We start from the raw sequence: 13,543 nt of genomic DNA, 5'->3' as shown, positions 1-13,543 counted from the left end.
CAATAGTTTTTAATTAGCAGCAATATCCACCATAGCCGCCAGCATAACCGCCGTAACCACCGTATCCACAAGAGCCGCCTCCGCCGAAGCAGCTAGCACCGATGATAATTAATAAAATAAACAATACGATTAGAAGCGCAAAACCGCCTCCGCAACCATTTCTGCGGTTACAATCATCATGTCTGTGTTCACACTTTTCGCTCATTACCCTATTCCTCCTTTAGTATCATTCATAACAAGTTCCTCTTGTTCTAAATGAGGGGATTCCATTTATATTATGTTTTCAGGGCGAATAGGAAGCTTGGCTTACCTAAAAACGGGCTTGTTTTAGCAATTGGGCTTAATCAAAAAAAAGATACCTATTCAGGTATCTTTTAAAGAAACATATTCAACAAAAGGGCAAAACCGAATGCAATAAATGACAACAATGTTTCCAGCACCGTCCACGTTTTAAATGTTTCCTTCACCGTTAATCCTAAATACTCTTTTACAAGCCAGAAGCCTGCATCATTTACGTGAGAAAACATTAATGAACCTGCACCGGTTGCAATAACGAGAAGCTCTAAATTCACACCAGACATGTGCTGAATAACCGGTGAAACAATTCCTGCTGCTGTCGTTAGTGCGACTGTCGCTGAACCTGTTGCAATTCGAATTAATCCAGCTACCATGAAAGCTAATACAATTGGTGATAACGAAATGTGTTCTGCCATTTGTGCAATAGCCGTTCCAACGCCGCTTTCAATTAATATTTGTTTAAATCCACCGCCTGCACCAATAATTAAGATAATGGAGCCGACCGGTAATAAACTTTCATCCGTTAATTTTTTAATTATCTTTTTATTAATTCCTTGTCTTATTCCAAGTAAATAAAATGCTGCGAAACATGAAATAAGTAAAGCGATTACTGGACTCCCTATAAAAACAAAAAATTCAGTTAACTTTTCCGGTAATGAAATATATGGTGCAACTACTGATAAAATCATCAATACAACTGGTAATAAAATAATAAAGAATGATACTTTACGACTTGGCAAATCAGTTGATACTGTCGTAACTCGAACAAGCTCCGGTTCATTTTCCGGTATAACCCTCTTATGTACCCACTTTGCAAATATTGGCCCTGCTATAATAGCCGTTGGTAACGCGATAAGTAATGAATATAAAAGTACCTTTCCTAAGTTCGCGTTATAAATACCGATTGCTGTCATGGCACCTGGATGTGGTGGTACTAGCCCATGTACGATAGATAATCCCGCAATAACAGGTAACGCAATTAATAATATATTTTGCTTCGTCGTTTTTCGAATGGAAATAACAAGTGGTAATAAAATGACGATCCCTACTTCAAAAAAGACAGGAATCCCTATAACAAACCCTGCAAATAACATAGCCCAAGGTAATTTTTTTACGCCGAAAAATCGAATAAAGAAATCTGCAACTTGCATGCCTGCCCCTGAATCAGACATCATTTTCCCTAATATAGTTCCAAGTGCCAAAATACCAACTAAATGTCCTAGTACACTACCAACACCAGTTTCATAGGCAGCCACTATTTTCGTTAAGTTCAGTCCAGACATAATAGCTAAAAACAAACTCGCAACTGTTAAACTAATAAATGCATGCCATTTCCACCATGATACCCCTAAAATAACAATTGTGATCGCAAGTAACTTGACGATTAATAAGTATATATCCATCTCTCATTCTCCTTACTTTTATCCCGATTGGTGTGGGCTAATAATTAGTGGGTGATGCCCTCCTCCACTAATTAAAGTTTTACTTTATAAAAAAAGAGGGAACATCCCCTCTTTTTATACGTCATAATTCACTACATAATGCTGCATTTCTGTATTGTAGTAGCCTTCGCTATATTCAATTACTTCGCCAACTTCATCATAAGAATAGCGCATACGTTTTAATAACGCTGTCCCCTCTTTTTCACCTAGCACTTCTGCAACGAAGCTAGGCGCAAGCCCAACAGCGAATTCATCTCTGAAGTTTTCTAAATGTATACCTCGGTCTTCAACTAAATCATAAAGCGATTGTAAATCAAAGTCCGATAAATCTGTACTTGCCATGTGTGCTGAGAAATAGTGCGTATAATGAATGTACGGTGTATCATTTAACGTATATAAACGTTCGATACGGAAACTCTCTTTCCCGAATAATCGAAATGGCACTGTTCCTTCCTCATTATGTACGACTTCTGCTTTTAGCAATTTCTTCTGTACTTTATATCCTTCTTCCACTAACACTTCTGTAAATTTCTTACCCTTTGACAACTTTGTCGCCGAAGTATTACGAATTACTTTCGTTCCTTTACCGCTTTTTTTTTCCAAGTATCCTTCTTGAGCGAGTTCTTTAATGGCATTTCGTACTGTAATCTTGCTAACTTTGAACTCTTCCTCTAATTGCGGTTCTGAAGGAATATTCGTATGAATCGCATATACACCATGTAATATGCGATCACGAATAATATTTTTTATTTGTAAATATAATGGTCCTTTTTTCCTCGTTACGTTCACTGTTACACCCACTACCTTTCTACATCACCTACTGATGCCGTCATTGCCCGAAGTATATCTTTCTCTGATGACATTGGCGTATCACCGACGATTGTATGTGCTAGCATTCCAGCTGCTGACGCAAATGAAACAGCTTTCTCTGGTGCGAACTCTTTTATCTCGCCATGAATAATTCCGCTCGTATAAGCATCTCCAGCACCTATTCTATCATATACAGAAAACGTAAGTGTTTTTGCAAAAGTGAACGATCCATCTTTACATATAAACCCGCGAAGCGAATGTGTATTATCACTGTTAATAGAGCGATGAGTACCAGCGATTGTAGCAATATGATACGTTTCAGCTACCTTTGGAATGAGATCCAGCAGCTGCGCCTCACGCTCCATCTCTTCTGTTTTCATCCCAAGAACGAACATCGCATCTTTTTCATTCATCATAACGATATTAGCAAGCCCTAGCATTTCTTCATAATGCGGTTTTGCCTGTTCATATCCGTCTTCTCCCCAAAGTGAGGGACGATAATTACAATCAAAAACGACGGTTCCTCCGTTTTCTTTAACTGCTCTCGCTAAAGATTTCATATGATGACGCACAGTATCATTCATCGCAAGTGTAATACCGCAAAAATGAACGATATCAATTTCCTTTGCGATTTCTTCAAATTGATACATTTCTTCACATGCCGTATTGAAGCTACTTTCTAATCGATTCGAATATGTAACGCGGCTTGCACGTGCACCGAATCCATTTTCTAAAAAATACATACCTACATATTTACCACCTCTTGAAACAAGAGAAGTTTGAATCCCTAACTTTTGAATGTAAGATACAGCTGCATCTCCAACCGAATTTTCCGGTAAAGTTGAAATAAGAAGCCCTTCATGCCCTAAGTGAGAAAGTGCCGCTACAACGTTCACACCTGTACCTGAAAATGAGTAATTTAACGTGTTAGCTTGCGACAACAATTCATATCCAGGTACTTGCAGGCGCATCATTACTTCACCGAACGCTGCAATTTTCTTACGCATATTGATCAACTAGCTTTTTCACGACTGCTAATAATTCACGAACATCTTCTACTTTCGTATTACCAGTTTCTTTATCAATAATAGAAGAGTATACGTGCGGGATAACTTGCTCTACATTTGCCTCAAGCGCAATACGTACAATTGTTTCAAAGTTTTCTTTATCAATTCCACCTGTTGGCTCTAATGCGAATCCTTCTTCTGCACAAGCTTTCGCAACTGCGCGATATTCTTCTTCGTGAGCTAGCCCTTTCATCGGGAAGTATTTCAATGAATTTCCGCCCATATCACGTACAAGTGCGATCGCTGTTTTAATTGGAACGATTGCTTTTTCTTCTCCAGCCGCACTAATTGGGCCAGTAGAAATATTTACGTAACCTACTTTTCCTGTTGGTGATACTAAACTATTAATCCAGCTATCCTTTTCGCCGAGATTTGCTCGCGTTGCTCCAACTGAAGGGAACACTTGGTTAATATGGCTACCAGGATAATGCTTCGCAATTTCAGCTACAACTGCTGCTTGGCGATTATCTCCTGCCCCTAGCCCGATTGATACAGCGTCATCAATTTCTTTTCCGTATGCTTTCATTGCAGTTACTGCTTCTTCTACTGTCGGATAGTCTTTTGATAACACTCCCACTACTACATACCCTTCTGCTGCTTCAAAAATATCTTTCGCATTTCGGGTATTGTTCGCTAATACATTTAATGCTACGCGGCCTTTATAAAAACGCTTTTGAATGTTTGTCATTTTAGTTTCCCCCTACAATTTCTCTCATTTTTTCTTCAATTACATGTATGTCATCACCTTGAAGTGGACGTGGATCAATATCAAAGAATCCTTGTCTTACGCCGTAATCACGTGTGTAAATGGCAATTTCGCCTTCGCGTAATGCTGTTACGACGTCTTTTGCTGATTTATTTAACTCGTTCTCGTTAATGTGAATACGTGCTCTAAAGATCGCTCTTCCTGCTTCATCTTGAACGATCGTTACATTGACACCGTTTAATTCTTTAAGCGGCATAAGCACTTGTAACAACTCTTTTTCTTGCTCACTTTTATCTTCTTTTACTCCGTACTCATCAAGCGCTTGAAGTAAGCCGAAAGTTGTTTCTTTCCCCACTTTCATACTTCTTCCAATGCAATGTAATTGCACTTTCAGCCATTCGATATACTTTCGTTTACCACCGACAATACCAGAAGTCGGTCCTTCAATCGCCTTTGATCCGCTATAAATGGCAAGGTCTGAATACTTCACATATTTTTGAATATCTTCTTCAGCTGCTGCATCGACGATCAGTGGTACGTTATTTCGCTGCGCAACTTCCCATGCTTCTTCAACAGAAATCATATTTTTTTGCACGGCATGATGGGATTTCACATACAGAATCGCTGCTGTATTTTCACCAATCGCATCTTCAATATGCTCTGCTTTCCCTTCATTTGCGTAGCCAACTTCTACAAGTTTACCGCCACCTAAATAAATCATCGTTTCAACAGGAGCACCGTATTGAACGTTATGGCCTTTTAACATAATCACTTCGTTTTTCGCAATCACTTCTTGATGAAGTCTTTCACTTTTACGGCGATTTCCTTCTGTAACGATACCAGCGATAGAAAGTGCAATTCCGCTCGATGCTGAATTCACAACGACTGCTGCCTCTGAATCTAGAATTCTCGCAATATGGTCTCCCGCTTTATCTACTAAATCAGCAATTTCTACATAATTTTGTCCACCATGCTTCATCGCATCCATAACTGTATCTGTAGGAGCGGATACACCTAAAATACTCATTCTACCGCTCGCATTAATTACTCTTTTTAATCCGTACTTAGCATTCAATGAATGACCCATTGATTACAACCCCTTTCGTATCAATTCTTCTTTCAGCAATGCGCTGATCCCCTTCGGAATCAATTAACGTAACCTTCTCATCTTTCACCGTAAATAAAGTTAAGTTTGCAATATCGCCTTCTTGAATACGGCCAAGCTCTGGTTTTTTCAGCCACTCTGCCGCATTTTTCGTCACCGCATCAATTACTTCATCTAGCGGATACCCTAAGTAAAGGAATTTCGAAAGAACGTGAGCCATACTATACACTGGACCGTGTATACGATTCTTCCGGTAAATATCTGTACTAATTGTATTAAAAGCAATATCGTGACGCTTCGCCGCCTCTGCTACTTTAAAAGAAAAACTAGCATTACCGTGACCAACATCTAAATGAACACCACAATTCACTGCATCTAATAACACAGGTAGCGGTTTGCCTTCTTCATCAAATAAATTATTTTCTTTCCCGTTTAAGTAATGTGTAATAACATCATCTTTTTCTAAAAGAGGTACAACTTCCTCAATACGAGGAGGCGCTGAACCGATATGTACCATAATCGGTAATGATGTTTCACGAGATAAAGAGCGTGCAACATGAAGCGGTTCAATTCCACTATCACAAACGACACTTTTACTCATTCTCGCCTTTAACCCAACGATTACATCTTTATACTTTTCTACTGCTTCTATTACTTTCTCCTTATCTATCCATTCCATATTGGATAATTCATCAATTCGTTTTAAACCGATGCGAGAAATATTTAAAAAGGCAAATAAATTCGTTTTTGCCTGTTCTCTACTTTTTACTAAATCTGCAATGCGATCAGCTCCGCAGCTACCCGCATCAACAATTGTCGTTACCCCTTGCTTAACGCCAATTTCATCCACCTCATCGCCATACGGATCAAACTCTGGAAAAGCATGCACATGTAAATCAATCCAGCCACTCGATACGTAAGTACCTGAGTAATCAAGAACCGTTCCACCCTCGCCAGCACCAGCTTTCGTCACCTGTGCGATTTTATTATTTTCAATTACAATGTCAATCTCTTCCCCGTTCACACGTTTCACATTACGTAGTACGAATCGTTCTGTCATTGTATTTCCACCCTTTTCTATAAGAAGCCATAAGAATACGCTTACATTTAAGTTTCATTTTTTATATCTCTTTCACACGCTTAGCGTAACACAAAAAAAGGGAGAAGTAAATATAACGTTATAATGTTTAAAAGTAAATAAAAAGATGCTCCTCCAAAATGTTGATAGTACAGGAAATTATATCAACGATTTTTCGAATATATCTATCATAACTTACAATATATCAACGATTTTTTAATTATATCTATCGTAACTCAAAATATATCAACGATTCGACAAGGAATATCGATTTACCGACAAAAAACGTCAATTCCTTTCTTATATAAGAAAAGGCTGTCCCAAATGGCACAGCCTTTTTCTCTATTCCTGAACCGTCACAATAACCCCATCCATATTGTTACCGGAAATTTCATACTGCTTGTTTGCTGGAACGTTCACTTTCGTATTCTCAGAAACTTTATAATAAGAAACAGTATATTTCTTACCTTCTACTTCAGTTGAAACCTCTTTTTCCTCTTTTAAAAACTCTAAATATTCCTCTAGTGTAAAATTCTTTTTTTGCATAATTGCGCTATGAGGTAGGCCGACATAACGGATATGCCATGGCTCATATTGAATTCCAGTAATGTTACTTTTATTTTTCGGATAACGTAATACAAAGCCATGCTTCCATACGTTCTCTTCAATCCATTTTCCTTCAGGCGCTTTCTCCATTTTTTTTTGAGTAGACCCAATGTCCAGTGATAATCCTAAATTATGTTCACTGTATCCTGCTGGAAGTGCATAATCAGATCCCATTTTTTCATATAGCTGTTTTTGCTCTTGGAAATCTCTATAACCACTACTAATCAAAAAATGGTTAACACTTTCTTTTCCAGCCGCATCGACAACGTTCAAAAACTTTTTCACAACATCCTTTGATAAACGAAGTTTTCTATCAAATATTACATAGCCTCTTACTAATTCACTATTATGATTTATATTTATAATATCAGACCTAATACTATCTTTTTTTACTGGATAATCCCTGTTAACTAATAATAAATCACCCTTATAAATTTGTTCCTTCGTAATCTCTTTCCTCTCAGTGTTTGCCGCCTTTACTAGCTCATCTTTCCCGACAATTTTAACATCGATTTCCTTTTGAAATAAAGGTGATATATAAACGCCTACACATACTGTGCATGCTATAAAAAAAGAAATAAATACCCACTTTTTCATTTCTAGTTCCTCCTTAACGTAACTTACGTATAGAATAGAAAAAACTATTAAAATAAAAAGTGGGGTAAAGTTTAAATTTTTATTAAATTGTTACATTCTCGTCTTTTGGCAATCGTACTTCAAATATCGTTCTAACTACATTGCTTTCAGCAGAAATCGTACCATTATGCTGCTCGACAATATTTTTCGCAATGAATAGTCCAAGGCCTGTCCCGCCACGGTTCTCAGTTCTCGCTTTATCACCTGTGTAAAACATATCAAAAAGATACGGTAAATCTTCTTCTGGAATGCTATCTCCATAATTCATAATTTGTACGACAACTTCTCTATTATCAACATACCCATTCATATCAACAAATTGCCCATCATATCCGTAACGAACGGCATTTGTTAACAAGTTTTCAAATACTCTAGCTAACAATTTTCCATCACCGTGCATCGGTAAATGAGGGTCCACATTCAATCTAGCTTCTAAATGATGTTTTTCTAATAACGGATACAATTCCTCCTCTAACTGTATAAGTAACTCACTTATATCAATCGGCTTTTTATCCAGCTTTAGCATGCCATAATTCATACGTGTAATTTCAAATAGCTCATCAATTAAACTTTCCAGTCTTTGCGATTTTGTATATGCAATTGTGGAGAAATGTTTAATTTGTTCTTTTGTTAAATTTTCATCTTTAAGAATTAAATCTAAATATCCTAACACGGATGTTAATGGCGTTCTTAAATCATGAGCTAAATTTACAACAAGCTGATCTTTACTACTTTCAGCAAAATCTCCTCTTTCAACAGCTTCTTTTAACTTTTCACTTGCAACATTTATTTCACGCGCGATATTTCCAAACTCATCATTTGATGAAACTTGAACTTTATTCGTAAAGTTACCGTTCGCAAGATGATGAATCCCATTAGAAATTTCATCAAAGTATTTTAAATACGGTTTTGTCAAAAAGAAGAAAAAGATAATAGACAACGGAATAAAGAAAATTAAAAAGAAGTTAATGTCTCCAAATTCCCTTACCATTGACCTAAATTGTGCTAAAGGCTCTTCGTAGCGAACCATCGTTTTATAATACAGCTGCAATCCTTTATAAATTATATAAGTTACAGTTGCTGCAAGCACCATACTTAACGCAAATAAGGCAATCATTTTAAATCGAAAACTTTTCATCATATTAGCCATTGAAAGTATAACCTACTCCCCACACTGTTTTTATTAATTTATCCTTTCTTTTATCTTCTCCAAGTTTCTTCCGCAAAGTACGAATATGTACCATTACTGTATTTCCACCTTCATAATAATCGTCTGCCCATACGTGCTGAAAAATATTTTCCACATTGTATACTTTCTTCGGATGACTCGCTAATAAATATAAAATATCGAACTCTTTCGGCGTTAATTCAATTTGCTCACCATACACATCAACCGTCCTGCGCTCGGGATTAATTACGACTCCGCCTATTTCTAAAGCAGATTTACTCTCCGCTACTTTCGGTTGATTTAACGTAAAAAACCTACGCAGTTGTGCATTTACACGTGCAACTAATTCTATTGGCGTGAAAGGCTTCGTCATATAATCATCCGCACCTAGTACAAGACCTGTCACCTTATCAAAGTCCGAAGTTTTCGCGCTTAAAAAAATAATCGGCATATGATGTTTCGCGCGAATTTGACGCGTCACCTCATAACCATCCATTTTCGGCATCATAATATCTAAAACTACTAAGTCGATTGGCTGCGTTTCAATAATATGAACCGCCTCTTCTCCATCCCCTGCTTTCACAACATGGTACCCTTCTTTTTCTAAATGTATCTCAATTAAGTCAGCAATTTCCGCCTCATCATCAGCTATTAAAATTGAAATGCGCTTCATTTTACTCCCCCTTTTTCATTCCATTTTTATACGCTCGATTGTAAACTAGTCTATCCAATTTGTACAATACGAAAAGGCTACTCGTTACAGTAACCTTGGTAAATAAAATTATATCAGCGATTATTGAAATATATCGACTTACCGACAATGAACGACAAAATCCTCTCGCTACTTGCGGGCATCCTAATGAAACTTCCATTTACCGTTCAAACACAATCCGCTGCTTCGTGATTTCCGCCAGCCTTCCGCGATCTACTTCATACTCAGCATCAACGCTTTGCGGCACCATCACTTTCCCGCCCTCAAGCGTCACTTCCGGTGAAATAATATCCCTCTGCCAATGTCTACTAGAAGCAGATATGTCGCCTGGAATCGTAAAGTTCGGCAATGAGGCAAGGGCCACATTTTGCGCTCGTGAAATCCCCATCTCTACCATACCGCCGCACCAAACTGGTATATTATGCTCCATACAATAATTATGGATTTGGATTGACTCTGTTAATCCACCCAATCGTCCTGGTTTAATGTTAACGATGCGGCAACTACCAAGTGTAATCGCAACGCGTGCGTCTTCTAAACTATGGATACTTTCGTCTAGACAAATTGGCGTTTCAATCTTCTTCTGCAGCTGTGCATGATCGAGAAAATCGTAATCTGCTAGCGGTTGCTCAATCATCATCAATTGAAATTCATCTAGTCGTTTCAGTTTCTCTGTATCCGCTAATGTATACGCTGAATTCGCATCTGCCATTAGCGGGATACTCGGAAACTCTTTACGAATCTCTTTCAATAATTCGTAATCATGCTCTGGCTTTATTTTCACTTTAAAACGCTCGTACCCTTCTTCTGCGTACTTCTCGATTTGTTTTAACATAACCGGAATCGTATTGATCCCAATTACAACGCCGACTTCAATTTCAGGGCTAGCTCCTCCAAGAACTGTCGCTAGCGATTTCTTTTGACGCTTCGCATATAAATCCCAAATAGCCCCCTCTATTCCGGCTTTTGCCATTCGGTTTCTTTTTATATGTTGAAATAGACCCGGTACCTCATTCGGATGAGAAATTTCAGCCTTTAATAAATCAGGTAACAAAAAGTCTTGCAGTACATGTAGTGCTGTCTTCACCGTTTCTTCCGTATACCACGGTTCAGAAAATGCAACGACTTCCCCAAATCCGATGTACCCGTCTGTATCCTCTAATTCAATAACAATACTCTCACGCTTTTCGTAAGTCCCGTAGCTCGCAGCAAACGGGATTACGAGTGGCATTTCCGTTATATACAGTGTCGCTTTTTTTATTTCCACTACATCTCCTCCACTAATTGTCTTAGCTCTCGTCTTAACAATTTTTTCGAAGCATTTCGTGGTAATTCCTCTAAGAAACACGCTTTTTTCGGCACTTTATATTTCGCTAATTTCTCCTCGCAAAAATGAATAATTTCTTCTTCTGTTACCTCCCCATTTTTTACAACAAAAGCAGCTGGTACTTGTCCCCATTTATCGTCAGTCATACCGACGACACCTGCTTCCGCTACCATCGGATGAGAAAGCAACACTTCTTCAATTTGGGCCGGATATATATTCTCTCCGCCAGAAATGATTAAATCACTGCGTCGATCTAATACGTATAAAAATCCTTCTTCGTCTAAATAACCGAGGTCACCAGTATGAAGCCATCCATTTTGAATGGTTTCGCGCGTCGCATCTTCACGGTTAAAATAACCGCCTGTTACGTTCGGTCCTTTTACTACGATCTCGCCTTCCACTAACGGCGGCACTACTACACCATCTTTTTCAATACGAAGTTGGCACTGAAATAGTGGTTTCCCGGCAGACCCTACTTTCGTTAACATGTAATCCGCGGATAACGTACAAATTTGCGACGACGTTTCTGTCATACCGTACGTTTGATATACAGGAATTCCTTTATCTACACATGTTTCGAGTAACGGTTTCGGCGCTGGTCCTCCGCCAAGTAACATACATCGTAAAGAAGATGGATATGTCTCTTCTCCAAGTCTCTCTAATAAGTCAGTTAACATTTTAGAAACGACAGAAATAATTGTTACGCCTCTCGTTTGAAGTGCTTTATGAATAAAGTCAGCATCATATTTCGGAACGAGTAAAATGCGCATTCCGTACATAATATTTTTCATTAAAAGAGATAACCCGCCAACGTGGAACATCGGCATACAGGCTAACCAACAATCATCATCACGAAGCCCTAAATTAAGCGAAGAGCCTACCGCGCTTGCCCAGTGATTACCGTACGTTAAAATAACGCCTTTCGGTTTCCCAGTCGTCCCAGACGTATAAATAATTGTCATCGCTTCTTCTAAAGTGAATTCTTCTTGTATAGAGGCTTCCGCCTTCGGTCCATTCATCACTTCGGCGAATGGATATACAGGAACATCTTTAGCTTCAAAATCTTGATCCGTTACTAAACATACAACCTCAGCATCCTCCATTTGCCAAAGTAGCTCTTCTCTTGAAAGACGCGTATTTAAAAGTACAGCTACTGCCCCTACATAAGATAGGGCGTGAATAACTGTAATCATCTCCATACCATTTTTCATCAGAACAGCCACCTTTTGCCCACGCTTCACTCCTACATACGTGAGGTGTTCACAAACAGATACTACTTTTTCATGCAGCTGCACGAAAGTAACTTTCTCTTCCTCTATTTCAATTGCAGTGCGATCTGGTGTTAAAAATGCACGTTGCTTTAACCAATTTGGCATCGTCTCCATCATACATTCTCCTTTCATGAAAGAAAGAGACTTGATATGACATCAAGTCTCTTAGTTGTTTTGTTTCCGGTTTGATCTCATCTAGCTGCGCCTCCTAGCCCCTTCCGTCTAAGAACCTTCCGCACGAGAAAGTAAAGTACACTTTCTGTGCGAAAGAACCTTAGCCTACGAGGCTAAACAGTCGGCTCTGCTTTTAAAACATCCAGCTACAGTAGCTAGAATGTTCGGTGGCTTCACTTCTTCCTACGAGGCAAAAAGCGCCTCTACGTCAGGAGTTCCAACGCCCTCTTGTTCTAAGCAAGCCGCTTCTGCTTTTGGTTTGATCACGGGAAACGAGGGAATTGACCGAAGTCCGGACTGCGTTTTTCTTTGAACGCGTCGCGACCTTCTTTTGCTTCGTCAGTTGTGTAATACAATAATGTTGCATCTCCAGCTAGTTGTTGAATACCAGCTAGACCGTCTGTGTCTGCGTTGAATGCAGCTTTTAGGAAACGAAGTGCCATTGGGCTGTTTGCTAAGATTTCTTGTGCCCATTGTACTGTTTCTGCTTCAAGTTCTTCTAATGGTACTACTGTGTTTACTAAGCCCATATCAAGCGCTTCTTGTGCACTATATTGACGGCATAGGTACCAAATTTCGCGAGCTTTCTTGTGGCCTACCATACGAGCTAGGTAACCAGCTCCGTATCCACCGTCAAAGCTTCCTACTTTAGGACCTGTTTGTCCGAATACAGCGTTGTCTGCAGCGATTGTTAAGTCACATACGATATGAAGTACGTGTCCTCCACCGATTGCATAACCTGCTACCATTGCGATAACTGGTTTAGGAATTGCACGAATTAGACGTTGTAAATCTAATACGTTTAAACGAGGGATTTGGTCGTCACCTACATATCCACCATGACCGCGAACTTTTTGGTCGCCGCCAGAACAGAATGCACGTCCACCTTCACCTGTTAAAATGATAACGCCAACATTTGCATCATCACGAGCGTGTGCAAAAGCGTTGATTAACTCCATTACCGTTTTTGGACGGAATGCGTTATGTACTTCAGGACGGTTAATCGAAATCTTTGCGATACCATTGTATGTTGAATAAATAATATCTTCGTAATTGCCTTCTTTTACCCATTCAATAGCCATTACAACTACCTCCTTGTATATTTCTGATTTCATCTATAAGCGTGGCTTCCTTCTTGCTGAAA

The 13,543-nt window shown here is 38.8% G+C and carries 13 protein-coding genes; all 13 read right to left on the bottom strand.

Annotated features, from left to right (window positions below):
- Positions 1-13: 13 nt before the first annotated feature.
- Complete coding sequence (locus DN403_RS21500) at positions 14-205, bottom strand: YjcZ family sporulation protein (protein WP_001290406.1); 192 nt, start codon at positions 203-205, stop codon at positions 14-16.
- A 169-nt stretch (positions 206-374) separates the two neighbouring features.
- A complete protein-coding gene (gene gntP, locus DN403_RS21495) occupies positions 375-1,700 on the bottom strand; it encodes a gluconate permease GntP (protein ID WP_149185729.1) in 1,326 nt (441 codons plus the stop codon).
- Between the two features lie 114 nt (positions 1,701-1,814).
- Entirely contained in the window at positions 1,815-2,540 is a 726-nt protein-coding gene (locus tag DN403_RS21490; protein WP_000539294.1) for a GntR family transcriptional regulator, read from the bottom strand.
- On the bottom strand, positions 2,540-3,556 hold the full coding sequence (locus DN403_RS21485; RefSeq protein ID WP_001227513.1) for a sugar kinase: 1,017 nt from the start codon (positions 3,554-3,556) through the stop codon (positions 2,540-2,542). The genes DN403_RS21490 and DN403_RS21485 overlap by 1 nt, the downstream gene beginning before the upstream one ends.
- Positions 3,549-4,304, bottom strand: coding sequence for a 2-dehydro-3-deoxy-phosphogluconate aldolase (gene dagF, locus DN403_RS21480; protein ID WP_000181937.1), 756 nt, complete (start codon positions 4,302-4,304; stop codon positions 3,549-3,551). Before dagF ends, DN403_RS21485 begins: the two co-directional genes overlap by 8 nt.
- A gap of 1 nt (position 4,305) precedes the next feature.
- Entirely contained in the window at positions 4,306-5,409 is a 1,104-nt protein-coding gene (locus tag DN403_RS21475) for a DgaE family pyridoxal phosphate-dependent ammonia lyase (RefSeq protein ID WP_016077169.1), read from the bottom strand.
- A complete protein-coding gene (locus tag DN403_RS21470) occupies positions 5,387-6,487 on the bottom strand; it encodes an amidohydrolase/deacetylase family metallohydrolase (protein WP_016077168.1) in 1,101 nt (366 codons plus the stop codon). Before DN403_RS21470 ends, DN403_RS21475 begins: the two co-directional genes overlap by 23 nt.
- A 360-nt stretch (positions 6,488-6,847) precedes the next feature.
- The gene (locus DN403_RS21465) at positions 6,848-7,708 is read right to left on the bottom strand and encodes a D-Ala-D-Ala carboxypeptidase VanY (RefSeq protein WP_016077167.1); all 861 of its coding nucleotides are present in this window, start codon (positions 7,706-7,708) and stop codon (positions 6,848-6,850) included.
- Positions 7,709-7,790: 82 nt separating this feature from the next.
- Positions 7,791-8,897 (bottom strand): sensor histidine kinase, encoded by a 1,107-nt coding sequence (locus DN403_RS21460; RefSeq protein ID WP_000002603.1) that lies wholly within the window; start codon positions 8,895-8,897, stop codon positions 7,791-7,793.
- Entirely contained in the window at positions 8,890-9,588 is a 699-nt protein-coding gene (locus DN403_RS21455) for a response regulator transcription factor (protein WP_016077166.1), read from the bottom strand. The genes DN403_RS21460 and DN403_RS21455 overlap by 8 nt, the downstream gene beginning before the upstream one ends.
- A gap of 199 nt (positions 9,589-9,787) precedes the next feature.
- Positions 9,788-10,894 carry an o-succinylbenzoate synthase gene (gene menC, locus DN403_RS21445; protein WP_149185728.1) on the bottom strand — a complete coding sequence of 369 codons (1,107 nt, stop codon included), beginning with the start codon at positions 10,892-10,894 and terminating at the stop codon, positions 9,788-9,790.
- A complete protein-coding gene (locus DN403_RS21440; protein ID WP_000449560.1) occupies positions 10,894-12,339 on the bottom strand; it encodes an o-succinylbenzoate--CoA ligase in 1,446 nt (481 codons plus the stop codon). The genes menC and DN403_RS21440 overlap by 1 nt, the downstream gene beginning before the upstream one ends.
- A gap of 323 nt (positions 12,340-12,662) precedes the next feature.
- Positions 12,663-13,481: a 1,4-dihydroxy-2-naphthoyl-CoA synthase gene (menB, locus tag DN403_RS21435; RefSeq protein WP_000963888.1), complete on the bottom strand. Its 819-nt coding sequence runs from the start codon at positions 13,479-13,481 to the stop codon at positions 12,663-12,665.
- Positions 13,482-13,543 lie beyond the last annotated feature (62 nt).

Origin of the sequence: Bacillus sp. AY2-1, from assembly GCF_008368965.1 — a bacterium.
Classification (GTDB): Bacteria; Bacillota; Bacilli; order Bacillales; family Bacillaceae_G; genus Bacillus_A; species Bacillus_A thuringiensis_S.
The sequence above is the reverse complement of the archived record's forward strand: the minus strand, read 5'-3'. Positions and strand labels throughout refer to the sequence as shown.